At 70.7% G+C, this 22453-nt stretch carries 23 protein-coding genes, 2 tRNA genes and 1 other RNA gene; 11 read left to right on the plus strand and 15 right to left on the minus strand.

Going from position 1 to position 22453, the window contains the following annotated elements; genetic code table 11:
* Nucleotides 1-52: 52 nt before the first annotated feature.
* From KBX00_RS08990 to ffs, 5 genes are all read right to left on the minus strand, one after another.
* Entirely contained in the window at nt 53-1714 is a 1662-nt protein-coding gene (locus KBX00_RS08990; RefSeq protein WP_210825183.1) for an ABC transporter substrate-binding protein, read from the minus strand.
* 268 nt (nt 1715-1982) lie between these two features.
* Complete coding sequence (gene recR / locus KBX00_RS08995; protein WP_164450030.1) at nt 1983-2576, minus strand: recombination mediator RecR; 594 nt, start codon at nt 2574-2576, stop codon at nt 1983-1985.
* Between the two features lie 8 nt (nt 2577-2584).
* Nucleotides 2585-2893, minus strand: coding sequence for a YbaB/EbfC family nucleoid-associated protein (locus KBX00_RS09000; RefSeq protein WP_301547631.1), 309 nt, complete (start codon nt 2891-2893; stop codon nt 2585-2587).
* Nucleotides 2894-3073: 180 nt separating this feature from the next.
* A complete protein-coding gene (locus KBX00_RS09005) occupies nt 3074-6142 on the minus strand; it encodes a DNA polymerase III subunit gamma and tau (RefSeq protein WP_210825187.1) in 3069 nt (1022 codons plus the stop codon).
* 237 nt (nt 6143-6379) lie between these two features.
* An RNA gene (gene ffs / locus KBX00_RS09010) (signal recognition particle sRNA small type) lies at nt 6380-6469 on the minus strand.
* Nucleotides 6470-6550: 81 nt separating this feature from the next.
* Here ffs and KBX00_RS09015 point away from each other — a divergent pair.
* The 4 genes from KBX00_RS09015 to KBX00_RS09030 all read left to right on the plus strand — a co-directional run bounded on the left by KBX00_RS09015 (nt 6551) and on the right by KBX00_RS09030 (nt 9654).
* Nucleotides 6551-6635 (plus strand) — tRNA-Ser (locus KBX00_RS09015).
* 233 nt (nt 6636-6868) lie between these two features.
* Nucleotides 6869-8002, plus strand: coding sequence for a hypothetical protein (locus KBX00_RS09020; protein ID WP_210825189.1), 1134 nt, complete (start codon nt 6869-6871; stop codon nt 8000-8002).
* Nucleotides 8003-8221: 219 nt separating this feature from the next.
* Nucleotides 8222-8587, plus strand: coding sequence for a PadR family transcriptional regulator (locus KBX00_RS09025; RefSeq protein ID WP_210825191.1), 366 nt, complete (start codon nt 8222-8224; stop codon nt 8585-8587).
* Nucleotides 8584-9654: a hypothetical protein gene (locus KBX00_RS09030; RefSeq protein ID WP_210825193.1), complete on the plus strand. Its 1071-nt coding sequence runs from the start codon at nt 8584-8586 to the stop codon at nt 9652-9654. Before KBX00_RS09025 ends, KBX00_RS09030 begins: the two co-directional genes overlap by 4 nt.
* A gap of 151 nt (nt 9655-9805) precedes the next feature.
* Here the strand turns inward: KBX00_RS09030 and KBX00_RS09035 are convergent, their stop codons facing one another.
* Both KBX00_RS09035 and KBX00_RS29175 read right to left on the minus strand, forming a co-directional pair.
* A complete protein-coding gene (locus KBX00_RS09035) occupies nt 9806-10048 on the minus strand; it encodes a flavin reductase (RefSeq protein WP_210825195.1) in 243 nt (80 codons plus the stop codon).
* Nucleotides 10045-10335: a hypothetical protein gene (locus KBX00_RS29175; RefSeq protein WP_307868312.1), complete on the minus strand. Its 291-nt coding sequence runs from the start codon at nt 10333-10335 to the stop codon at nt 10045-10047. Before KBX00_RS29175 ends, KBX00_RS09035 begins: the two co-directional genes overlap by 4 nt.
* Nucleotides 10336-10954: 619 nt before the next feature.
* On the opposite strand from KBX00_RS29175, the gene KBX00_RS09045 reads away from it, so the two are divergent.
* Genes KBX00_RS09045 through KBX00_RS09060 form a run of 4 tightly spaced genes read left to right on the plus strand, consistent with a single transcriptional unit; the run spans nt 10955 to nt 13090 of the window.
* Nucleotides 10955-11722: a helix-turn-helix transcriptional regulator gene (locus KBX00_RS09045; protein WP_210825197.1), complete on the plus strand. Its 768-nt coding sequence runs from the start codon at nt 10955-10957 to the stop codon at nt 11720-11722.
* Nucleotides 11713-11919 carry a DUF397 domain-containing protein gene (locus KBX00_RS09050; protein WP_210825199.1) on the plus strand — a complete coding sequence of 69 codons (207 nt, stop codon included), beginning with the start codon at nt 11713-11715 and terminating at the stop codon, nt 11917-11919. Before KBX00_RS09045 ends, KBX00_RS09050 begins: the two co-directional genes overlap by 10 nt.
* 43 nt (nt 11920-11962) lie before the next feature.
* The gene (locus KBX00_RS09055) at nt 11963-12520 is read left to right on the plus strand and encodes a hypothetical protein (RefSeq protein WP_210825201.1); all 558 of its coding nucleotides are present in this window, start codon (nt 11963-11965) and stop codon (nt 12518-12520) included.
* 39 nt (nt 12521-12559) lie between these two features.
* Nucleotides 12560-13090, plus strand: a complete 531-nt coding sequence (locus KBX00_RS09060) for a hypothetical protein (RefSeq protein WP_210825203.1) — start codon at nt 12560-12562, stop codon at nt 13088-13090.
* 10 nt (nt 13091-13100) lie between these two features.
* Here the strand turns inward: KBX00_RS09060 and KBX00_RS09065 are convergent, their stop codons facing one another.
* The 4 genes from KBX00_RS09065 to KBX00_RS09080 all read right to left on the minus strand — a co-directional run bounded on the left by KBX00_RS09065 (nt 13101) and on the right by KBX00_RS09080 (nt 18412).
* The gene (locus tag KBX00_RS09065) at nt 13101-14735 is read right to left on the minus strand and encodes an FG-GAP-like repeat-containing protein (protein ID WP_307868318.1); all 1635 of its coding nucleotides are present in this window, start codon (nt 14733-14735) and stop codon (nt 13101-13103) included.
* A gap of 78 nt (nt 14736-14813) precedes the next feature.
* A complete protein-coding gene (locus tag KBX00_RS09070; RefSeq protein WP_307868320.1) occupies nt 14814-16448 on the minus strand; it encodes an FG-GAP-like repeat-containing protein in 1635 nt (544 codons plus the stop codon).
* Between the two features lie 51 nt (nt 16449-16499).
* Nucleotides 16500-18143, minus strand: coding sequence for an FG-GAP and VCBS repeat-containing protein (locus KBX00_RS09075; protein WP_210825209.1), 1644 nt, complete (start codon nt 18141-18143; stop codon nt 16500-16502).
* Nucleotides 18144-18325: 182 nt separating this feature from the next.
* Nucleotides 18326-18412, minus strand: a tRNA-Ser gene (locus tag KBX00_RS09080).
* 75 nt (nt 18413-18487) lie between these two features.
* On the opposite strand from KBX00_RS09080, the gene deoD reads away from it, so the two are divergent.
* From deoD to KBX00_RS09095, 3 genes are all read left to right on the plus strand, one after another.
* Complete coding sequence (deoD, locus tag KBX00_RS09085) at nt 18488-19195, plus strand: purine-nucleoside phosphorylase (protein ID WP_164450015.1); 708 nt, start codon at nt 18488-18490, stop codon at nt 19193-19195.
* A 122-nt stretch (nt 19196-19317) separates the two neighbouring features.
* On the plus strand, nt 19318-19956 hold the full coding sequence (locus tag KBX00_RS09090) for a TetR/AcrR family transcriptional regulator (RefSeq protein ID WP_210825211.1): 639 nt from the start codon (nt 19318-19320) through the stop codon (nt 19954-19956).
* On the plus strand, nt 19953-20405 hold the full coding sequence (locus KBX00_RS09095; protein WP_210825213.1) for a thioesterase family protein: 453 nt from the start codon (nt 19953-19955) through the stop codon (nt 20403-20405). Before KBX00_RS09090 ends, KBX00_RS09095 begins: the two co-directional genes overlap by 4 nt.
* Before the next feature lie 12 nt (nt 20406-20417).
* Here KBX00_RS09095 and KBX00_RS09100 read toward each other — a convergent pair whose 3' ends face one another.
* From KBX00_RS09100 to KBX00_RS09115, 4 genes are all read right to left on the minus strand, one after another.
* The gene (locus KBX00_RS09100) at nt 20418-20930 is read right to left on the minus strand and encodes a nucleoside deaminase (RefSeq protein ID WP_210825285.1); all 513 of its coding nucleotides are present in this window, start codon (nt 20928-20930) and stop codon (nt 20418-20420) included.
* 145 nt (nt 20931-21075) lie between these two features.
* Nucleotides 21076-21606, minus strand: a complete 531-nt coding sequence (locus KBX00_RS09105) for a tRNA adenosine deaminase-associated protein (RefSeq protein WP_210825215.1) — start codon at nt 21604-21606, stop codon at nt 21076-21078.
* A 131-nt stretch (nt 21607-21737) separates the two neighbouring features.
* The gene (locus KBX00_RS09110; RefSeq protein ID WP_170863604.1) at nt 21738-21905 is read right to left on the minus strand and encodes a hypothetical protein; all 168 of its coding nucleotides are present in this window, start codon (nt 21903-21905) and stop codon (nt 21738-21740) included.
* An 88-nt stretch (nt 21906-21993) separates the two neighbouring features.
* Nucleotides 21994-22374 carry a hypothetical protein gene (locus KBX00_RS09115; protein ID WP_307868333.1) on the minus strand — a complete coding sequence of 127 codons (381 nt, stop codon included), beginning with the start codon at nt 22372-22374 and terminating at the stop codon, nt 21994-21996.
* Nucleotides 22375-22453 lie beyond the last annotated feature (79 nt).

The following is a 22453-nucleotide window of genomic DNA, read 5'->3' on the forward strand; positions in this document are numbered from 1 at the left end:
TCACGGGCGGGCGCTGTGGGTCACAGCGCCCGCCCGTGGTCGGTGCGTCAGATCAGGACTTGAACTCCGCGGTGGCGAACCGCTCGTCGGTGAGCGGGCTCGCCTTGACCCCGGTCACGTCCTTGCCGAACACGATTGCCGGCGGCGAGTGCGAGATCGGCACACCGGGCAGGAAGTTCATGATGTCGGCGTTCAACTCCTTGTAGAGCGCCACCTTGGCCGCCTGGTCCGCAGTGGTGTCCGCCTCCCGGAACTTGTCGAACAGGGCCTTGTTGTTGAAGCCCCACTCGTCCTTCTGCCGGTCGAAGAACGTGCCGATGAAGTTGTAGCCGTCACCGTAGTCGCCGGTCCACCCGAGGAAGTGCAGGTCGTGCTCACTGCCGGAGGTGGTGGCGTTGAGGTAGTCCGGGCTCCACTTCAGCGGGATCGGCTCGATCTTGATGCCGGCCGCCTGGAGGTCCGCCGAGACCAGCTCGAACAGGTCCTTCGGGTTCGGCATGTAGGGCCGGGTGACCTCGGTCGGGTAGTGGAACCGCAGGGTCAGGTCCGACGCACCGGCCTCGGCCAGCAGCGACTTGGCCTTCTCGACGTCGTACTCGTACTTGGTGACGTCGCCGTTCCAGCCCTCGACCGTGTCGGGGAAGAAGTTCACCGCGACCTGGGCGCCCGGGGGCAGCTTCGAGTCGACAAGGGCCTGACGGTTGACGGCGTGGGCGAGCGCCTGCCGGACCTTCAGGTCCGCCAGCTTCGGGTTCCCCTTCTGGTTGATGGCCAGGTAGAGGATGTTGAAGGCCGGGCGGGTCAGGAGGTTGAAGCCCTCGTCCTTGAGCGGCTGGACGTCGGCCGGGCCGACCAGGTCGTAGCCCTGGATGTCGCCGGAGCGCAGCGCCTGCTTACGGGCGTTCTCGTCCGAGATGGTCTTGAAGATCAGGCTCTTGAGCTTGGCCTTGTCGCCCCAGTAGTCCTCGTTCCGCTCCAGGGTCAGCGTCTTGTTCGCGATGTCCCAGGTCTTGAACTTGAACGGACCGGTACCGGTCGGGTGCGCGGTCGCGTAGGCCGGGTACTTGATGTCGTCCGCGCTGCCCGAGACGTTGCTGGCGTCGTGCTCCTGGAGCGCCTTCGGGCTGTGCATGGAGAAGGACGGCAGCATCAGGGCGGCCGGGATCTTGCTGGAGACCCGGCTGAAGGTCAGCGCGACCGTGGTGGGGTCGGTGGCGGAGCAGGACTTGAAGAGGCTCTCGCCGAGGGTGTCGTCCTCGTTGGCGGCGAAGCCACCCATGACGTCCTGCCAGTACGCGGTCACGTCCGGGCTCTGCATCAGGCCCTTGGCGTTGTACCAGCGGTCGAAGTTGACGCAGACGGCCTCGGCGTTGAAGTCGGTGCCGTCGTGGAACTTCACGCCGGAGCGCAACTTGAACGTCCACGTGGTGCCCGCGGCGTCCGGCTCCCAGGACTCGGCGAGGCCGGGGCTGACCTTGGTGCCACCCTCCTCCGGGCGGACCAGCGTCTCGAACACCTGGCGGGCCACGCGCAGCGACTCACCGTCACTGGCGAAGCTGGGGTCGAGCACCTTCGGGTCTCCGGCGACGCCGAAGACCAGGGTGTCCTTGCTACTACCGCTGGAACCTTCGCGGTCGCTCTCGGCACAGCCTGCAACCGCGAGGGCCGCGGCCGCCACGGCCGCGATAGCGACCTTCGGCCTGGATGCACGCATGGTGCTTCACCTCGTCCTTGGGGGTACGGACAACGTGGTGACAGGGTCACCGATGGCCGTGACCTTAGCTCCCGTTCGGACCGGCGGGAAATGGCTGTCGAAGCGGTTGGTACCGGATCGTGTCTTAATCGCTGAGACAGCAGCGAAAGGCCAGCACAGACGGCCAGCAAAGAGACTTTTTGTCCGATTTGAGTGATGCGGATTTGTTACATCGACCGTCTGCCAGCCGGCCCACATGTTAGAAACCACAGTGGACGCGGGAGCGTCCTCAGACGGCGCGGCGGCCCTCGAACGCCCGGCCCAGGGTGATCTCGTCGGCGTACTCCAGGTCGCCGCCGACCGGCAGCCCGCTGGCCAGCCGGGTCACCGCGATCCCCATCGGCTTCACCATCAGCGCCAGGTAGGTGGCGGTCGCCTCGCCCTCGGTGTTCGGGTCGGTGGCCAGGATCAGCTCCCGGACCGCGCCGCCGCCGAGACGGGTCATCAGCTCGCGGATGCGCAGGTTGTCCGGCCCGATACCCTCCAGCGGATTGATCGCACCGCCGAGCACGTGGTACCGGCCGCGGAACTCACCGGTCCGCTCGATCGCCACCACGTCCTTCGGCTCCTCGACCACGCAGATCACCTCGTCGGTGCGGCGCGGGTCGCGGCAGATCCGGCACGTGTCGGACTCGGCGACGTTGTAGCAACTGGTGCAGAAGCGCACCAGCTCCTTGACCTTGCGCAGCGCGCCGGCCAGCCGGTTGACGTCGGCCGGGTCGGCGGACAGCACGTGAAAGGCGATCCGCTGGGCGCTCTTGGGGCCCACGCCCGGCAGCCGGCCCAGTTCGTCGATCAGATCCTGGATGGCCCCCTCGTACATCTGAGGGCTCAGAACCCGGGCAGGCCGAGGCCGCCCATCCCGCCCGCGACCGGGCCCATCTTCTGCTCGGTCAACTCGCGGGCCGCCTCGCTGGCGTTGTGCAGCGCGGCGACGACGAGGTCCTCCAGGGTCTCCACGTCGTCCGGGTTGACGGCCTTCGGGTCGATCTTGATGCCCTTGACCTCGCCGGAACCGGTGACGACGGCGGTGACCAAGCCGCCACCGGCGGTGCCGGTCACCTCGGCCTCGGCCAGCTCCGCCTGTGCCTTGGCGATCTGCTGCTGCATCTTCTGCGCCTGCTTCAGCATCTGCTGCATGTTCGGCTGTCCACCAGGCCGCACGATGACTCCCTCAACTCGCCCGTTCTACCGCCGCCCACCCTAACGCCCCCCACCGACCACCCCGTCGATCTTGCACTTCTGGTCGCCCTGATGTCCGTTTCGAAGGCATTTGTGGAGGCGAAAAGTGCAAGATCGCGGCGAACGGGGGGGTGGGGGTCAGTCGTTGATCTTCTCGACGGTGCCGAAGGTCTCGCGGAGCAGGCGTACGGCCTGTTCCTCGCTCGACTCGCGGGCGGTCTTCTCGTCGACGATCTCGTCGAGTGGCTCGTCACCCGGGTCGAAGCCCTCGTAGGCGGGAGTGGCGGGCGGTTGAGCGCCGGGACGTCCCGCGCCACCGCGCAACGGGCCGTCGAAATCCGGGTCGTACGGCGGTTCGCCGGCAAACTCCACGTCCGCGGTCTGCCGGACCCTCTTGTCGGTACGCGCACCCCGCCCGGCCGCCGCCGCCCGAGCCGCCGCGATCGCGCTGCTCACCGGGGCACCACCGGAGCTGCCATTGCCGTTGGGCGTACCCGCCTGGCGCGGCGCGGCACTCGGCCCAGGGCCGCCCGACCCACCGTTCGCCCCGGCCCCACCCGACCCGGCGGTTGTCGCCGCTCCAGCCGATCCGACGGTTGTCGCCGCTCCAGCTGATCCGAGGGTCGCCCGCGCGGCACCCGGCACTCCGCTCGCGCCGGTTCGGTCCGAGCCGACGGACGTCCGCGCCCCGTCCAACCCACCGGCCGTTCCGGTGGCGGGCGTCCCCGCGCCGTCCGAACCGGCGACCGGTGAGCCGCCACTCGCGCCACGACTCGACGGGGTGCCCGGCGCAACGTCCGCCGAGGTGTGCGAGGCAGCCGCCCGAGGGTCGCCCGACGAGTCCGCCGCCGCGTCGACCGACCCGCCGCCGGGACGGGCCGCCTCCGGCCAGTCGTCGGCAGCGGACGCGGCACTACCACCTGGGCGGGCCGGCTCGGGCCAGTCGTCGTCGCTGTCCTCAGCCGTGGTGGCAGCCGGGTCACCCGACCGGTGAGCGCTGGCGGCGCCGCCGGAACGGCCTCGATCGGCCCGCGCTGCGGGCACCTGCGGACTGGCGGCGACCGGAGCGGGGGCCGGGCCGGGAGCGGACGGGCTGCGGTGCGGACCAGGCGACGACCCGCCCCGTTCGCCGGCCACCTCGCAGCGGATCTGCCAGCGTCCGCCCAACTCCTCGTAGAGCGCGTCGGTGAGCACCTGCGCGTGGTCGGACATCATCCGGGCCAGCACCGCCGACTTCACGGTCAGCACGAGAGTGTCCCCGTCGAGGTCACGGACGACCGCGTCGCGCATCAGCGCGGCGATCCGCTTGTTGCTCCGGTTGACCTTGCCGACCACCTCCGGCCAGACCCGGCGTACCGCGACCGCGTCCAGTACGCCAGGAGCCGTCGCACCCGGGCGAGGGGGTTCCGGGGTCGCTGGATCAGGCATGATCGCCGACGCCGGCACAGCCCGCCGGGACATGGCGGCACCGTTTGTCGCATCGCCCTGGGAGGCACCCGGCCGTCCCGAACCGTCGTCACCGGGTCCGCCGGCCGGGCCGGCGCCGGCCCCGTTCGTGCTGGCCCCGTTCCCGGCGGGGCGGTAACCCGCGTCGGCCCGACCATCCGCTGCGGTACCGCCCGCCCCCGGGCCGGCGGCCGAGGTCACTGCGGCACGACCGGCGTTCTCGGCACCGCCGTCAGAACCAGCCGGGATCGCGCCGCCATGACCGGCGTGCCGAGTCGTGCCGTCAGGACCGGCCGACGACACCCCGTCACGACCGGCAGCCCGGGTCGCGCCGTCCCGACCAGCCGCCGACCCGTCGCCACGAGCGGAGTACGGACGGCCGCTACCGCGCTCGGCCGACGAGGATGCGCTGTCGCCGCCGATCGCTGAGGTGGCAGTCTCGCGGCCGGCTGGCGAGGTGGCGGTAGCCGGCGCGGCAGCGCCGGTCCCGGCCCGATTCGCGGCGGCAGCCGCGGGCGCGGCGGGAGGCTGGGTGCGTACCGCCGGGGGGTTGGTGGCCGACACGGAGCCGGCGGTGGCCGGCGGCGCGTCGGTGCCGGCGAGGGTGAGCCGGCGCTCCATGCGTTCGAGGCGTTGGAGCAGGCCGCCGGTGGAGTCGTCGACGCCGGGCAGCAGCATCCGGGCGCAGATCAGTTCGAGCAGCAGCCGGGGAGCGGTGGTACCGCGCATCTCCACCAGGCCGTCGTGCACGATGTCGGCGCAGCGGGACAGCGTGCCCGGTCCGAGTTGCTGGGCCTGGGCGGCCATCCGCTCGATCTGGTCGTCCGGCCCGTCGATGAGGCCCTTGGTCACCGCGTCGGGCACCTGCTGGAGCACGATCAGGTCGCGGAGCCGTTCCAGCAGGTCGGCGGCGAACCGGCGAGGGTCGTGCCCGGCCTCGGCGACCCGGTCGACGGTGGCGTACGCGGCAGCACCGTCCCCGGCGGCGAGGGCGTCGCACATCTCGTCGATAAGCGCCGCGTCGGTCACCCCGAGCAGCGCGGCGGCCCGGGCGTAGCTCACCCCGTCGGGCCCGGCACCGGCGATGAGCTGGTCGAGTACGGAGAGGCTGTCCCGGGCGCTGCCGCCACCGGCGCGCACCACGAGCGGGAACACCGCCGGCTCGACCTGCACCCCCTCGGCCTGGGTCAGCTGCTCAAGATAGGGCCGGAGCACCTTCGGCGGGATCAGCCGGAACGGGTAGTGGTGGGTCCGCGACTTGATGGTGCCGAGGACCTTCTCCGGCTCGGTGGTGGCGAAGATGAACTTGACGTACTCCGGCGGCTCCTCGACCAGCTTGAGCAGGGCGTTGAAGCCGGCCGACGAGACCATGTGCGCCTCGTCGATGACATAGATCTTGAAGCGGCTGTTGGCCGGCGCGAAGAACGCCTTCTCCCGCAGCTCACGGGCGTCATCCACGCCACCGTGACTGGCCGCGTCGATCTCGATGACGTCGATCGAGCCGGCTCCGTCGCCGGCCAGCGAGCGACAGGAGTCACAGGTGCCGCAGGGCTCCGGGGTGGGCCCGTGCTCGCAGTTGAGCGAGCGGGCCAGGATGCGGGCGCTTGAGGTCTTGCCGCAGCCGCGTGGGCCGGAGAAGAGGTACGCGTGGTTGAGCCGCCCGCTGCGCAGCGCCTGCGACAACGGCTCGGTGACGTGCTCCTGCCCGATGACCTCGGCGAAGGTACGCGGCCGGTACTTGCGGTAGAGCGCCAGTGCCACGGCGTCCCGCCTCCTCTCGACCGAGCCATTCTGCGCCGACCCGTCCCGCCTGACCACCCACCCCGCCGGGCCATCCGGATGCGCGCATCCCGTCGCCGGGGGTCTGCGCACCCGGACGCGGTCCGCCCAGTTCGCGCCAGCGGATGATCCACTCCGGTTGCGGCGTCTTGCGGTCTCCACTGGCCGGGAAACCCCAAGATGCCGCAATTGGAGAACGCCGGAGGGCGCCGGAGACAGAAAGGCCTCCCGTGCACCCGGCAGAGCTCGCTTATCCTTGCTGCCTTCCGGCCCTGGGGAGGTTCACGAGATACCGCCGCACGGGAGGTACGCCCAGCCTACCCGACCGACCGTGGATCTTCAGGGGGTGGTGGGGTGGGCAGCCCGGCGCGGACCTGTATCCTGGCTCGCGGAGGATTCGCCTAGAGGCCTAGGGCGCACGCTTGGAAAGCGTGTTGGGTTAACACCCTCACGAGTTCGAATCTCGTATCCTCCGCTCACCTGAGCAGGTAGATGTACGGCCCCGACCGACTCCAGGTCGGGGCCTTTCTCGTGGTCGGGCACCCGGGCGAGCACCGCCAGGAATCCTGGCTGACGCCCACCCGCCACGCACCCACCGCCGCGAACTCCGCCGCCAGGCCCCCTGTCGACTTCTTGATCATGGCTGATCGGTGTGGCACGATGCGGCCACCGCGTCGCAGACGCGGTCCTGAGCCATGGGGGACTTTCTTGACGCCCTTCCGTCACGTCGGGTTGATCCTGACAGGAGCCGTCGCGGGTGGCCTGCTGCTGGCACCGCCGGCCCATGCCGAACCGAGCTACCACGACACCAAGATCCTGAGCACCACCATCAACAACGGCAGACCGATCGTCATGGGCACCAGCGGACTGGTCGAGGTGCCGGTGCGGACGGAGATCTACGACGACTCCGGTGGAGTCGTACGGATCAGCGCGAGGCTGCGCACCATCGGCGGCGGCTACTTCTTCGTCTTCCTTGAGGGCACGCCCGGCTACGAGATGAACTGCGTGACAGCCACCGCCACCACGCAGATCTGCACCGGAACCGCGATGGTTCGTCAGTACCACATGGACAACGCGTCGGCGGGCCGTCCCGTCCACCTGTCGATTCACGGCTACGCGCTCGACGGTGGGCGTTACGACAACCTGATAAGTGCGGCGGCGGACAGTGTTCCACTGCTGAAGCAGACCTGGCTGGCGACGGCGAATGCGACGCCGGAGCCGGTCCGCAAGAACGGCACCCTGACCGTCTCAGGGCAGCTCACCCAGCCCAACTGGAACCACCTCACGGCCGACGGCAGCACCTACGTGGTGGTCGGCTATCCGAGCCAGCCGGTCCGGCTCCAGTTCAAGAAGGCCGGCGCCACCTCGTACAGCACCGTCAAGACCGTCACCGCCGGTTCCGACGGCAAGCTGAAGACGACAGTCAAGGCCACCACCTCGGGGACGTGGCGGTGGTCGTTCGCCGGCAGCACCACCTCCGTCGGCTCAACCTCGGGCGCGGACAGCGTGACCCTCTACAAGGTCGCCAAGCTGACGGTGAACGCCGCTCCGGAGCCGGTGGTCAAGGGCCGCAAGCTCACCGTCACCGGCCGGCTGACCCGAGCCACCACCGACGCCGCCAGCACCTTCGTCGGGTACGCGAAACAGCCGGTCAAGCTCCAGTTCCGCAAGTCCGGCAGCAGCACGTACACCACTGTCAAGACCGTCTACACCGACGCCAAGGGCTACCTGAAGACGACCACCACCGCCAAGGCCGCCGGCTACTGGCGCTTCTCGTACGCGGGAAACGCCACAGTCGCGTCCGTCTCGGCCGCAGGTGATCACGTGGCCCTCAAGAAGTAGCACGTCGCGGTATTCCCTGCCCATTGGGGGAATCCCGTGGTCGTCACGCCCTCCGGCACCGGTGCCGGAGGGCGTCTTCTTGGTCTCGCCAGCCTGGACCGCCCCGTCCCCGGCTCGCCGCACCGCCGCGAGACCGCACCGCAGCCAGGCCGCACCGAACCGCTTCGGCTCACTCATGATCGGTTGACGGTATATATCGTCAGCCGTAGTATCACCCCCATGCAGGAACCCACCTTTCTGATCCTCACCGCGCTGGCGGCGCAGCCGTTGCACGGTTACGGGGTGATCCGGGCGGTCGACGAGCTGTCGGCGGGCGAGGTCAAGCTGCGGCCGGGCACCCTCTACGGTGCGCTGGACCGGCTGGCCGAGCAGGGCCTGGTCGCCGTCGACCGGGAGGAGGCCGTCGAGGGCCGCCTGCGCCGCTACTACCGGCTCAGCGACGCCGGAGCCGCCGCGTTGCAGGCGCAGGTCGAGCGGCTGCGCCGGCACGCCACCGCAGCGGAGATGCAGTTGGGCAAGCGCCTCGGTGGCGCGCTGAGCTTCGGCCTGGTGAGCGCCCCGACCGTAGGCGAGGTGACCGGATGACCGCGGCCTGGCCGAACGCCGACGACCGCCTGGAGCGGGGGTACCGCAGGCTGCTGCTCGCCTATCCGCGCAGACACCGGCGCCGGCACGGCACCGAGGTGGTGACCACGCTGCTGGAGATGGCGGAGCCAGGCCAGCGCCGCCCCCGGGCCGGCGAGGCCCTCCACCTGATCGCCAGCGGCCTGCGGCTGCGGTTCCGGCTGCCCGCCGGCCGGCCGTTCATGGCGATCGCGGCGCTGCTCGCCGCCCTGGTCATGGGCGGTTTCGGTGCCGCCGCCGGCTCCTGGCTCGGCGCCCAGACCTTCGCGGACCTGCCCGACGACGAGAGCGCGGCACGCCTGACGCAGTTGGCCGGCGGACTCGGCGAGTCGAGCCAGTACCGCGTGGAGACGAACTGGCACGCCGACCGGAGCAACGTGACCGACGCCGTCGCGGCCAGCTGGAACGGCGAGCAGGTCCGGCAGCGGTTCACCGATGCGGGTTGGTCCGTCTCCGAGTCCACTCCGCTCTCCGCGCGCCGGGTCACCGCCAACTCGGACGGCACCACCACCGAGACCCCGTTGCGTGGCGCCCGGTTCGACGCCGAGTCCGCCGGCCTGCTCATCCAGGTCCGCGCGTATACCGCCGACGACGGCGGCCAGGTCTCGATCGACGCCACGCCAACCCGTACCGCCGCCTTCCTGCCCCTGGTCGCCATCGGCCTGGCCGGCGGGCTGGTCGTCGGCTGGCTCGTCGCGGCGGCCGTCGCGTACCACATGGTGGCAGCGCCGCCCGGACGGCGGATGACCGCCGGTGGGCTCGGCAGGACCTCGCTGCTGGCGCTGGCGCTACCGACGCTCGCGCTGTACGGCAACGCCGTGCGGATGGTCCGCGCCGGCGGCGGCGTTGACGACGGCGGCCTGCTCACCGTGCACAGCGCCTTCACCCCGGGCGAGTACTACTACCCCTTCGGACCCTCCTGGCTGGTCCTCGGGCTGACCATCGCCGGTCTCGCGGTCGCCGTCGCGACGCTGCTCGTCGCTCGGCCCAGCAAGCAACCACCGCAGCAGGTCGCCGTGGCGAACTGAGCACGGTGACCCCGACCGACACGGGGACGGAGGCCGCCGGCAACGCCGCGCGGCCTCCGGTCGGTGCGCCACCACCGTCTGCGGCGCGCCCCGCCCGCCACTTCCGCTGGGGACGGCGGTCCAGCACCCGCGACGGTACGCGGACAGCCTCCTAACCTCGCACACGCGCCCAGGACACGAAGCGGTCGAACAACCCGACCGCCGACGAGGTGTCACCAAGCTGCGCGCTGGCCTGCGCGTACAGCGTCGCGAGGTGCACCAGCAACGCGGCCCGATCGTCCCGGTACTGGCGCAGGAGCCGGAGCTTCGCCGCGCCGCACGGCCACCCGGCACCGCAGTCCCGGCAGCGCCAGGTCGGGCGGGACGGTACGTGTTCCGGGCGACGACGGCTCATCGACGGACCACCCCAGCCGAGCGACCTGACCAGGCACGAGACGCCGAAGGACCGCCCGCCATCGCTGGCACGTCGGGCCGATCAGCGGCGCGGATCAGGCCGGCCGGCATCAGGAACAGCTCGCGGCGCTCGACCGCGTCGCCCCGGGCATCGATCTCGTAGCACTCGATCCAGGTCCAGCCGTCATAGGTGCTCCGGTCGGTGCGGTGTCGGATGACCCGGACCGTGATCGGGCGGACGAACTGCGGGGACGCCGCGCGGGTCAGCAGCAGCAGTTCCCCCGGCACTATCGAACCGACGCGCTCTCCCGGCTCGGGGCCTCGGCGCCGATGCGGCCCGACGGCATCCCGCCCGTCCTCGGCGGCACCTCGCCGGCCAGCGACGTCACCTCGCCGGCCACCGAACTCGCCTCGCCGGTTAGCGTCTCCACTTCGCTGGACGGCCGGCGGCTGGTTCACGGTGCGCTCCGGCACAGGTCACCTCCTTCCGTTATCGGCAGGGAACGCCCGCGCCGCCGCTGGTTCGTCGGCTGAGTCGTCTGTGCTCTCAGCTCGACAGGCCGCGCAGGGGCATCTACCTGGTTCCTCGCCGGCCCTCAACGGCGGCGATGAGCGAGCCCGCCCACCAGCGCCAACCCTGCTCGGCGGCACCGCCCGGCCGCTATCCGACGGCACCGACCGGCCCGACGCCACCGACCCGCCCCGACGCCACCGTCGATTAGTGGATGGGGGCCGCCGTGGTTGCTCGCCCGACGGCGGCCCCCCGATGTCACGACCGCCGGGTCAAGGGGGATGAACCTCCACCGGCCGCGCCATCGACACCCCCAACTTGCCGCACGTAACGAGACAACTACATGGCGTGTGGGTATGGTCGGCGGATATTCGAGACGTCCGATGGGAGGCGGCCATGAACGACGCGCTGCGGGTGGCGCTGCGGGACACCGGGCACACGATCGAGTCGCTCGCGGAACGCGTCGGCGTCGACCCGAAGACGGTCAGTCGGTGGTTGCTCGAAGATCGGATCCCGCATGCCCGGCACCGCCTCACGGCGGCAGATGCGCTCCAGAAGAATGTCTCGGACATTTGGCCGGACATTTCGCGACGTCGGGCGCTGGTCTGGTTCCGCCCCTGGCAGGAGATCGAGCGCGAGGCGACCACGCTGCGCTGGTTCGAGCCAAACGTCCTACCCGGCCTGCTCCAGACCGAGGCGTACGCCCGCGCGGTGCTCGCCGGCGGCGGCCTGATCCCGCGCAGCGAGGTGGCACGGTTGGTCGACCACCGGATGTCCCGCCAGTTGATCCTGCACCGCGAGGAACCGCCCCTGCTCACCGCCGTGCTTGACGAGGCGGTGCTGCGCCGGCCGGTCGGTGGCCCGGCCGTCATGCGCGAGCAACTGCTGGCACTCGCCGAGGCGTCGACCCAGCCGCACATCCGGATACATGTGGTGCCGTCCACAGTGGGCGAATACGCTGGGCTGAACGGCCCGTTCATCATCGCCACCGCGCCCGATCACCGCATCGCCGGCTACCTGGACAACCAGTTGCAGGGGCAGGTGGTCAGCGAGCAGGCCGAGATCGCGGCGATACTTGCCGCGTGGGAGAACGTGCGCGGCGAGACACTCTCGCACTGGCAGTCGGTCGACCTGATCAGGGAGGTGGCGGAGTCATGGCAGTGAACGACACCCCGGCGCTGGCCGGCGCCCGGTGGCACAAGAGCAGCCGCAGCAGCGGCAACGGTGGCGCCTGTGTCGAGGTCGCCGGCAACCTGCCCGACGTGGTGGGCGTACGCGACTCGAAGGACCGGACCGGCCCGGCACTGCTGTTCAGCCCGGCCGCCTGGCGCGCCTTCGTCGCCACCGTCGACAAGACCTGACCACCGTCGTACACATGTTCTATCCACAGGTTGTGGACGTCGGGTGAGTTACCAGCTCAGCGCGGTAGTCGCGGACGCCGAGCTGCTGCGCGAGGAGACCCGCGAGCTGGATCATGCCGTGCTCGGCGAGCTGCGGCAGGACTTCGCGTTGCTGCCGGTCACGCCACAGCTCGTGCTGGAGCTGACCGGCACCCCGCCGGACTATCTCACCGACGAGCCCGGCCCGGCACAGCCGTTCGAGCTGGTCCTCTCCCCCGCGTTGACCGAGGTCCTGGCCCGCTGGTCGGTGCGCGGCCCGGTGGCGTACGTCGAGGCGGAGTTCGCCGGTGGGGCCGGGCACCAGGCCGCGGCGGTCTGGCTGGCCGGTGCCCTCGCCTGGGGGCCGCGCTTCGACGCGGCGTTCGACGGTCCGCGGCCGGAGTGGCCGATCAACGCGGCGCTTGTCGAGCTGGGCGTGGAGCCGGGCCGGTGGCTAGACCCCTTCGCTGAGCTGGGGTTACACGTCGAGCGGAGCACCGAGGGATGGCTCGCGCACGGGCGGCGTGGGCTCAGCGCCGACTACTGGGACGAATTGGCCGACGAATGGGAAGCAAGGCAATAACCTCAGCGCCCCCGTCACGTTGGGGACTGGGGGATTCTGATGAAATTGCGACAATTCGGCTTCATCGCCGCACTGCTTCTGGCTGCCTCGGCATCGGGTAGCGGAGTCATGCCACCGGACACCATCGCCGTCCGCGAGCCCGTCGCGTCGGTGAGCGTCGTCGATCTCGACGGAGTGGCCGATGTGGACTTCGGTGACTCGGAGAGCGAGCTGACCCGGCGCGGCATCCTGCGTACCGACGTCGACGCCTGCGGGCCGACGCTGGCCGGGTACGACGAGTTCAGCCCGATCTTCATCGAGGAGCGGCTGGTGCTGCTCTGGGCCGGCGCCCCGGTCCGCACCCCGGAGGGCATCGCGGCCGGCTCACCCGTCGCCGAGGTCCGGGCGAGCTATCCGACGGTACGCGAACTGCGCGCTCCACAGGGGACGTACCGCTTCGACGGCATGCTCGCCGGTGACGGCGACCGCGCGTACCTGTTCCTGCACGACGGCCAGACGGTACGAAAGATCATCGCCGGATACGCCGACTGGGCACACCGCCTCTTCGTCGAGGGTCACGCCCCCTGCTGACAAGATCAGGTCAGTAGTAGAGGCCGCCGGTCTGCGGGGTGGCCAGCCGGCGGCCGTACCACTTGGGCCAGACGAAGTCGGTACGCATGCTCAGGCCGCTCCACGAGGCGGACTGCGGCACGAGACCGCCGGAGCCGCCGTGGAACAGGGCGACCGAGCCGGACCCGAAGCCGGCCGAGTCACCGGACACCTCCTCGCCGGGCGAGGTAACCACCGCGTCCAGCGGACCGCTGCCGTTCAGGTTGAGGATCGCCACCGCGCCACCGAACCGGTCGGCCCGCTCCGCACCGCCCGGCACGACCGCGTGGTCCTGGTCGAAGCCCTGTGCGCCGGTGCCGGTCAGCCCGGAGGCCGAACCCTTCAACAGTGCGACAGTGCCCGCCTCGGCCTTCGTGCCGATCGCCTCACCGGGCGCACCCACAAGCACGTCCGCCCGGCCGTCACCGGTCACGTCACCCACCGCGAGCGTCGCGCCGAACAGGTCGCCGGCCTCCGCCGAGCCCGGCACCCCCGCCGTACGCTGCGAGAAAAGCTTCACCGAACTGCCGGACAGCCCGGTCGAGTTGCCGGGGAAGACGGCGACCATGCCCTCGTTGCCGGTCGGGCTCTGCGCGAACGGCGCTCCGGCAATCACCTCGCCCGACCCGTCGCCGTTGACATCGCCGATCGCGAGAGCCATGCCCAGGTCCCACACGTAGCTGTCGCTGCGGCCGGTCGCCGCGCGTAGCGCCGCCCCGGTGACCGAGGTGGCCCCGCTGAGCTTCACGCCGCTCGCCGAGCCCCACATCAGGGTGAGCATGCCGCTGCCCGTCGGCGAGCTGCTCTGGTTCTCCTGCGGTGCCCCGATGACCAGGTCGGCGTAGCGGTTGCTGTTGACCTTCCCGATCGCGAGGGTCCACCCGAAGTGGTCACCGCGTTCGGCCGAGCCGGGCACCGCCGACTGGTTCTGGTGCAGCTGCTGCGCACCGGTCCCGCTGAGGCCACCGACACCGCCGTACAGCACGGTTACCGCGCCAGCCTCCTTGGTGGTGCCGATCGACTCGCCGTACGCCCCGATCGCCAGGTCGTCCCGGCCGTCGCCGTTGAGGTCACCGGCGGCCAGCGCCGAACCGAACCAGTCCCCCTGCTCCGAGTCACCAGGCACGCCCGACGAACTCTGGCTGAAGTGCTTCGCCGAGCCGATCGCCAGGCCGGTGCTGCTGCCCGAAACCACCCACACTCCGCCGGCGTGCACCTTCGCGGTGGGGTCGTACTCGGCCAGGTCACCCATTGCCAGGTCGTCGTAGCCGTCCCCGTTGAAGTCACCGGCGGCGAGAACATCACCGAAGCGCACCTCGCCGCCGGCCGACGAGATCAGGCTCGTGTAGTAGTCGACGTGCGGTGCCGACGAGTAACGCACCACGACCAGGCCAGCCGGCGACTCGGGCATCGTGTGCTCGAACGGGTCGGCGGAGACCGCGATGTCGTCGACGCCGTCACCGTCGAAGTCGGACCGGGTCTGCCCGCTTCCCGTGACCGGGGAGACCGTCTTCGCCACCCGGTGCACCTGAAGGGTGACCCCCTCCCGGGTCACGGACCAGACGTCGGCCGCCGCCCCGGCGGGCGCACCCACCGCCAGGCTGGCCGCCACCGCCACTGCCGACACTCCGGCAACTCTGCGCCGCATGGAAAGACCCCGTTCTCCTGTACGTGCTGCTCGTCTGTGATCTGGGGGCGGGTGCGCTCAGTAGAGATAGCCGCCGCTCTGCGGGCCGGCGATCCGCATTCCGTACCGTCGCGGCCAGAGCCGATCGGTACGCAGCGACAGGCCGCTCCACGAACCGGCCTGGGCGACCAACCCGGTCGATGAACCGTGGAACCGCGAGATGGTGCCCGACGGGTATCCGGCCACGTCGCCCGCAACCTCCTCCCCACTCGACGCGACGACCGCGTCAAGCGGGCCGGTGCCGTTGAGGTTGAGGATCGCCACCGAGCTACCGAACAGGTCGCCGCGCTCCGCGCCGCCGGGGACGACCGAATGATCCTGGTCGAAGCCCTGCGCCCCGGTGCCGGTCAGCCCGGACGCGGAGCCCTTCAGCAGTGCGACGGTGCCCGCCCCGGCCTTCGTGCCGATCGCCTCGCCCGGCGCACCCACCAGCACGTCCGCCCGGCCGTCGCCGGTCACGTCACCGACCGCGAGCGTCCCGCCGAAGCTGTCCTCCTGCTCCGGTGATCCCGGCACTCCCGCCGTACGCTGGCTGATGATCTTCGCGGCGTCGCGGGACAGGCCACCGCTGCGGCCGGTGAAGACGGCGATGAGGCCCGCGTTGATGGCCGGCGTCTGAGCGCCGGGCGCACCTGCGACCACCTCGCCGAGTCCGTCGCCGTCGACATCGCCGATCCCCAGAGTCTCGCCGAGATACCAGGCGACGGTGTTTTCGTCGCCCGTCTTCGGGTAGACCGCCGCCCCGGTGACGGAGGTGGCCCCGCTGAGCTTCACTCCGCTGGCCGAACCCCACATCAGGGTCACCATGCCGGTGCCGTCCCAGGACTGGCCGTCGTTCTCCTGTGGCGCACCGATGACCAGGTCGGCGTACCTGTTGTTGTTGACCCTCCCGATGGCGACGGTCCGGCCGAAGTGGTCCCGGCGTTCGGCGGAACCCGGCACCGCCGACTGGTTCTGGTGGAGCTGCTGGGCACCGACGGTGGTCAGGCCACCAACGCCGCCGTAGAGGACGGTGACCGCGCCCGCGTCCTCGACGCTGCCGATCGCCTCCCGGAACGCGCCGACCGCCAGGTCGTCGCGGCCGTCACCGTTGATGTCACCGGCCGCGAGCGCCGACCCGAACGAGTCGAGCTCCTCGGCGCCACCCGGGACCCCAGCGGAACTCTGGTTGACGTGCTGCACCGAGTCGACCACCAGGCCGGTGCGGCTGCCCGGGATGACCCAGACCCCGCCGGCCCGGGTCTTGTTGCCGGGGTCCACCTCGTCCATGTCGCCGATCGCCAGGTCGTCGTAGCCGTCGCCGTTGAAGTCGCCAGCCACCAACGCCAGACCGAAACAGTGACAGCCACCGTCGGGCGGCAGCACCCCGGCGAAGTAGTCGACCTGCGGCGCGGACGAGTAGCGCACCACGACCACGCCGGTCGGATAGTGCGGCAGGTTGTAGTCGCCCGGGTCACCCGTGACGGCGATGTCGTCGACACCGTCACCGTCGAAGTCCGAACGGGTGGCACCCGTCCCCGTCACCGCGGTGGTGGTCTTCGCCACCCGGTGGTACTGAAGGGTGACGCCTTCCCGTTCGAGGGTCCGGAACTCGTCCGCCGCCTGCGCTGGGGCGCTCACCGCCAGGCTGGCCGCCACTGCCAGCGCCGACACTCCGGCAACTCTCCGCCGCATCCTCAACCTCACCATCTTGGGCCGCACCGGCTACCGATGCACCAGGTCCCGGCCGTACCACTCAACGAATATGCGGTCGGTGTTCAGCGACCTCCCGCTCCACGACGTCGACTGCGGGACGAGCCCGCCGGACGCTCCGTGGAACCGCGACAATGTCCCGGAGGCATCCCCTACCGGGTCACCGGCCACCTCCTCGTCGGGCGACCCCACCACGGCGTCCAGCGGGCCGGTGCCGTTGAGGTTCAGGATCGCCAGCGAGGCGCCGAACCGGTCGTCGCGTTCCGCCGCACCCGGCACGACCGAGTGGTTCTGGTCGAAACCCTGGGCGCCGCTGGCGGTCAGGCCCGACTTGCTTCCCTTGAGGAGCGCAATCGTGCCCGCCTCGGCCTTCGTACCGATCGCCTCGCCCGGCGCACCGATCAGCACGTCGGCCCGGCCGTCGCCGGTCACGTCACCCACCGCGAGCGCTTCGCCGAACCGGTCCTCGTCCTCCATCGTGCCCGGCACGCCCGGCGTCGCCTGCGTGAACACCTTCACGGCGCTGCTGGAGAGGCCACCGGTGCTGCGGCCGGTGAAGACCGCGACCAGACCGGCGTTGATGTTCGGCTCCGGGCCCTGGGCGCTCGGCGCTCCGACGACAACCTCGCCCAGACCGTCTCCGTTGACATCGCCGACCGCGAGCGACCTGCCCAGATACCAGGCGACGGTGAACCGATGGCCGGTCGCGTGGTGGATCGCGGCGCCGGTGACCGAGGTGGCGCCGCTGAGCTTCACCCCGCTTGCCGATCCCCACATCAGGGTGACCATCCCGCTGCCGGCCGCACTCGAACCGTCGTTCTCGTTGGGCGCGCCGATGACCAGGTCGGCGTACTTGTTGTTGTTGACCTTCCCGATCGCCAGAGACCGCCCGAAGAGGTCCCGACGTTCCGCCGTGCCGGGCACCGCGGACTGGTTCTGATGCAGTTGCTGGGCGCCGCTGGCGGTCAGTCCGTCGACCCCGCCGTAGAGGACGGTGACCGCACCCGCCTCCACCACACTGCCGATCGACTCGCCGGGGGCACCGACGGCCAGGTCGTCCCGCCCGTCACCGTTGAGGTCGCCCGTGGCCAGGGACAGGCCGAACCTGTCGTGGGCCTCCGAAGCGCCGGGCACACCCGGTGACCCCTGGGCGAATCGCCGGGTCGAGTCGACCACCAGGCCGGTACTGCTGCCCGGGATGATCCAGACGGCCCCGCCGGGGGCCTTGTTGCTCAGGTCGACCTCGAGTTCGGCGCCGATCGCCAGATCGTCGAACCCGTCACCGTTGAAGTCACCGGCCGCCAGATCGTTGCCGAAGCCGGAAGCAAGGTAGATCGTCATCGTGCCGATCAGGTAGTCGATGTGCGGCGCGGACGAGTAACGCACCACGACCGCACCGGACGCGTGGTGGGGTAAAAAGCTGTTGGTGCCGGCCTCGAAAGTTGCCGCGATGTCGTCGACCCCGTCCCCGTCGAAGTCGGACCGGGTCGCGCCCGTCCCCTTCATCGGGGTGACCGCCTTCGCCACCCGCTGGTACTGCACCACGACACCGTCCCGGGTGATGGTCCGGAACTCGCTCGCCGCCTGCGCCGGGACACTCACCGCCAGCCCGGCCAACACCGTCACAACACTCAGCCCGGCAAGCTTCCGCCGCATCGAAAATCCTCACATCCCCGTAGTCGCTCCCACATCCTAGGGATACGTAGATCAAAAACCATGTCCGGTCGGCCAGACACGACAACCCGGACGGGCGGAAACCGGCAGGCGCGTGAGTCGGAGAAAGCGGAACGCCCGGCGCGGTCCTCACGGACCGACCGGGCGTTCTCGCTGTCTGAGAGCGGTGGCGGAGGGATTTGAACCCTCGGAGGGCGTAAACCCTCACACGCTTTCGAGGCGTGCTCCTTAGGCCGCTCGGACACGCCACCGCCGACGAGGGTACAGGACCACAGGTTCCGACGCCGAACCGGTCCCGGCCGGGCCGGCCTGGCAGGATCGACGCCATGAGTACGCACATCGGCGCGAAGCCGGGCGAGATCGCCGAGCGGGTCCTGATGCCGGGTGACCCCCTGCGGGCCAAGTGGATCGCGGAGACCTACCTTGAGGGCGCGAACTGCTACTCGACGGTCCGGGGCATGCTGGGCTTCACCGGTCGCTGGAACGGCGTCGAGGTTTCCGTGCAGGGCTCCGGCATGGGCATGCCCTCGGCTTCGATCTACGCCCACGAGCTGGTCAACGAGTACGGCGTGAAGTCGCTGATCCGGGTCGGCTCGTGCGGCGCGCTCACCGAGGATCTCCAGCTGCGCGACGTGATCGCGGCGATCGGGTCGTCCACCGACTCGAACATGAACCGGATGCGTTTCGACGGGCTCATCGACTACGCCCCGGTGGCCGACTTCGGGTTGCTGCGTACCTCGGTGGAGGTGGCCGAGCGGCGCGGCATCGCCATGCGGGTCGGGCCGATCCTGGCGGCGGACGCCTTCTACACCGACCGGCCGGACCTCTACGACAGCCTCGCGGAGTACGGCGTGCTGGCGGTGGAGATGGAGTCCGCGGCGCTGTACACGATCGCGGCCCGGTTCAAGGCCCGCGCCCTGACCCTGCTGACGGTGAGCGATCACATCAAGACCGGTGAGAAGACCACCTCCCAGGAGCGGGAGCAGACCTTCAGCCAGATGGTCGAGATCGCCCTGGACACCATCACCGCCTGAACCGAGCAAGCTGGCGTCCCGCCACCCCCCGTGCGGTGGCGGGACGCTTTCGTGTCGACCGGTGACAGCCGTCACCGCAGAAATGTATACGACCGGTCGGTCTTTTTTAGTAGCCTCGCCGCATGACCGTCGACGGCCGGCTCGCCCGGGGGCAGCGCACCCGCACCGCAGTGCTGGACGCCGCCGTCAGCCTGGCCTCCGCAAACGGCCTCGACGGGCTCTCCCTCGGGCATCTCGCCGAATCACTCGGGGTCAGCAAGTCCGGCCTCTTCGCGCACTGGCGCTCCAAGGAGGAGTTGCAGCTCGCCACCATCGACCGGGCCGTCGCCCAGTGGCAGGAGCAGATCATCGGCCCAGCGCTGCGTGCCCCCCGGGGCGTACGCCGGATCCACGCCCTGCACGAGGCCCGGATCGACTTCTACGCCGGTCGGGTGCTGCCCGGCGGCTGCTTCTTCGCCACCACGGAATTCGAGTTCAACGCCCGGCCCGGTGCGGTCCGCGACCGCCTCGCCGACGTCTTCGCCGCCTGGACGAGATTCCTGGAACGGCTCGTCACCGAGGCGGTCGAGCTGGGCGAGCTGCCCGCCGGCACGGATGTCGCGCTGCTGGCGTACGAGATCGACGCGCACGGAATCGCCGCCGCCATGCGCTCCCGCCTGCTCGACCCGGAGGTCACCTACCGGCACGCCCGCCTGGGCGTGCTGGGTCGTCTGCGGGCGCTCTGCCCCGATCCCGCTCTGCTACCGGAAGGCACGTCATGAGTCACGCAGTCGCCGAACAGCCCGCCGTCGAGTACGGCCACGTCGAGCCCGCCATGGTCCACTTCGACGATCTCGACGCCCTCGGCATCCTGCACAACGCCCGGTACGCGTTGCTGCTGGAACGGGCGCTCACCGCGTACTGGTCCGACCGTGGCGTCGCCTACCAGGCCGGACGGGCCAGCACGCCCGACGTGTTCCACGCGGTACGCGAGTTCAGCATCAGCTACCTCGCTCCGGTCACCGGCACCGGCCCGGTCGCCGTGCACTTCTGGCTGGAGCACCTCGGCACCAGCAGCGCCCGGTACGCCTTCCGTTTCCACTCGCTCGACGGCACCACGACGTACGCGGAGGGACACCGCGCGATCGTCCGCCTCGACCCGGCGACCCTGCGGCCGGCCCCGTGGACCGACACCGCCCGGGCGGTCGCCACCACGCTGCTCCGCTCCTGAATTCCTGAGGACTCAGCGGAAGAAGGCGCGCAGGACGGCGGCGTTCTCGGCTTCCAGGATGCCGCCGTACACCTCGGGTCGGTGGTTGAGCCGGCGGTCACGCAGGACGTCCCAGAGCGAACCGGCAGCGCCGGTCTTGGGTTCCCAGGCACCGAAGACCACTGTCGAGACCCGGGCCAGCACCAGCGCTCCGGCGCACATCGTGCAGGGTTCGAGGGTCACCACGAGGGTGCAGCCGTCCAGCCGCCAGCGGCCCAGCCGCTCGGCCGCCCGGCGTAGCGCGAGCACCTCGGCGTGCGCGGTCGGGTCGCCGGTCAACTCGCGTTCGTTGCGTCCGATCGCCAGCTCACTGCCGTCCGGCCCGTAGAGCACCGCACCCACCGGCACGTCGCCGGACTGCCCGGGGTCTGCCGAGACGGCATCACCACCCCCCAGGGCCGCCGACCCGCCCGGGACCGCCGAACCGCCACCGCCTTCCGGGGACGCAACCTCCCCGGTCACCGCGACTTCGAGGGCGCGGCGCATCCAGAGTTCGTGGCGCTGTCGCCGGTCGGTGCCGGTCGGGTCGGCCAGGCCCTCGTCCGCTCCCGGCCCGCGCCGGTCGACCGACCCGGGAGTGGGTTGCCCCCGCCGGACCGTCTCCAGCGCCGGATCGGTGACGTCGGAGGGCTCAGACCTCACGCAGTTCCTCGACGTCGTCGACGCAGCCCAGCACCTGGCAGATCTCGGCGGTCACGTCGGCCGGCATCATCCCCTCGTGGGCGCAGAGGGCGAGCAGCCGTTGCGCGGGGATGCCCAGGTCGGTCAGGAGATCGGCCTCGCCGACCGGGTCCGCCTCCGGATCGACGGCAGGCTGCTCGCTGTCCTCGTCACCGCTGGCGGCGGCCGGACGCACCTCTTCGGTCTCGTCGAGCCCGGTCACCGACGTCTTCAGGTCACCGACCAGCAGGGCACCCAGCCGGGATTCCTCCGCATAGGCCGAGTCGGAGCCGAAGACCCGCAGGTCCTCACCCTCGTCGAGGCGCAGGATGACCAGGTAGGTGTCGTCCGCCTCGACGAACAGCAGTGACAGGTCCGCGTCCGGGGCGATGTCGCGGAGCCGCTCGGCGACCTCATCGACGTCGGCGGCACCCCGCAGACTGAGTTCGGCGGCGGTCCAGCCGCCCTTCTCGCGCACGACGGCCGCAGCGAAGTACGACACGGTTTCCCCCAAGTTGCCTCGGCACAGCACTCGCCGATCCGTTACGCGTGCACGTTAACCGGTCGGGTCGGCAGGCGACCGGTCAACGCCCCGAAGGGCCGGTCATTCCTGGGGAAGGATCTTCGAGCCGCTCAGCCAGCGAGACGCCGGCGGGTGGCGATCAGCTGGCGGAGCTGCGCGGTGCGGGCGCGCTGTGGCCGTTCGCGTTCGCGTACCGCGCGCGCGTCCGCCAACTGCGCCAGGAGCTGGAGGCGGCGGCGGCTGCGATCGGGATCCAGCCGCGGAGTGGTCCAGGCCATATCGGGAGAGTGCCGAGTCGTGGCCATCGAAGTCAAGACGGGTTTCGGTGTCCGCGTGACGACGCAGCGCAGTCGCCGTCGCCGGGGCTCACCAGAGCGGCCAGTCGCCGCTGCTCATCCAGCGGGTGACCACCGCGGCAGTGGCGATGCTCCACCCTCCGGCGGTGACGATCGCGATGCCCGCCGCCACTCCCCGGTCGCCGTACCCGACCAGCGCCAGGGCCGCGAGCCAGGCCAGCGCGCCGGCGAACAGGGTCCACCAGACGTACCCGACGAGGCCGCCACCGAGCAGGCCGAAGAGGACCAGCCAGGCGAGGGTGCCGAACGCACCCGCCGCGACACCGGCACCGCCGACCGGGTTCGGCTCGCGGTAGGTGGGGTGTGGTGGCCGCCGGGTGGGAAAGAGGCCCGACGGGTTGTACGGCAACACCGGTACCCACTCCTCCGCACGCACGGACGTTGTGCCCACCACCGTACCGAGTCTGTCAGGATGGCCGGATGGTTCCGCTGACGATCGGACGCGGGCGCGCGTACGCCCTGTTGCTGCT

Source organism: Micromonospora sp. C95, assembly GCF_018070465.1.
Classification (GTDB): domain Bacteria; phylum Actinomycetota; class Actinomycetes; order Mycobacteriales; family Micromonosporaceae; genus Micromonospora.

What these genes read in the sequence shown, in the direction of transcription:
- recR (WP_164450030.1), bottom strand. Translation starts at nt 2,576, where the DNA reads ATGTACGAGGGGGCCATCCAGGATCTGATCGACGAACTGGGCCGGCTG.
- KBX00_RS09110 (WP_170863604.1), bottom strand. Translation starts at nt 21,905, where the DNA reads ATGGCCTGGACCACTCCGCGGCTGGATCCCGATCGCAGCCGCCGCCGC.
- KBX00_RS09090 (WP_210825211.1), top strand. Translation starts at nt 19,318, where the DNA reads ATGACCGTCGACGGCCGGCTCGCCCGGGGGCAGCGCACCCGCACCGCA.
- deoD (WP_164450015.1), top strand. Translation starts at nt 18,488, where the DNA reads ATGAGTACGCACATCGGCGCGAAGCCGGGCGAGATCGCCGAGCGGGTC.
- KBX00_RS09035 (WP_210825195.1), bottom strand. Translation starts at nt 10,048, where the DNA reads ATGAGCCGTCGTCGCCCGGAACACGTACCGTCCCGCCCGACCTGGCGC.
- KBX00_RS09000 (WP_301547631.1), bottom strand. Translation starts at nt 2,893, where the DNA reads ATGCAGCAGATGCTGAAGCAGGCGCAGAAGATGCAGCAGCAGATCGCC.
- KBX00_RS09100 (WP_210825285.1), bottom strand. Translation starts at nt 20,930, where the DNA reads ATGCGCCGCGCCCTCGAAGTCGCGGTGACCGGGGAGGTTGCGTCCCCG.
- KBX00_RS09075 (WP_210825209.1), bottom strand. Translation starts at nt 18,143, where the DNA reads ATGCGGCGGAAGCTTGCCGGGCTGAGTGTTGTGACGGTGTTGGCCGGG.
- KBX00_RS09060 (WP_210825203.1), top strand. Translation starts at nt 12,560, where the DNA reads ATGAAATTGCGACAATTCGGCTTCATCGCCGCACTGCTTCTGGCTGCC.
- KBX00_RS09045 (WP_210825197.1), top strand. Translation starts at nt 10,955, where the DNA reads ATGAACGACGCGCTGCGGGTGGCGCTGCGGGACACCGGGCACACGATC.
- KBX00_RS08990 (WP_210825183.1), bottom strand. Translation starts at nt 1,714, where the DNA reads ATGCGTGCATCCAGGCCGAAGGTCGCTATCGCGGCCGTGGCGGCCGCG.
- KBX00_RS09050 (WP_210825199.1), top strand. Translation starts at nt 11,713, where the DNA reads ATGGCAGTGAACGACACCCCGGCGCTGGCCGGCGCCCGGTGGCACAAG.
- KBX00_RS09030 (WP_210825193.1), top strand. Translation starts at nt 8,584, where the DNA reads ATGACCGCGGCCTGGCCGAACGCCGACGACCGCCTGGAGCGGGGGTAC.
- KBX00_RS09025 (WP_210825191.1), top strand. Translation starts at nt 8,222, where the DNA reads ATGCAGGAACCCACCTTTCTGATCCTCACCGCGCTGGCGGCGCAGCCG.
- KBX00_RS09095 (WP_210825213.1), top strand. Translation starts at nt 19,953, where the DNA reads ATGAGTCACGCAGTCGCCGAACAGCCCGCCGTCGAGTACGGCCACGTC.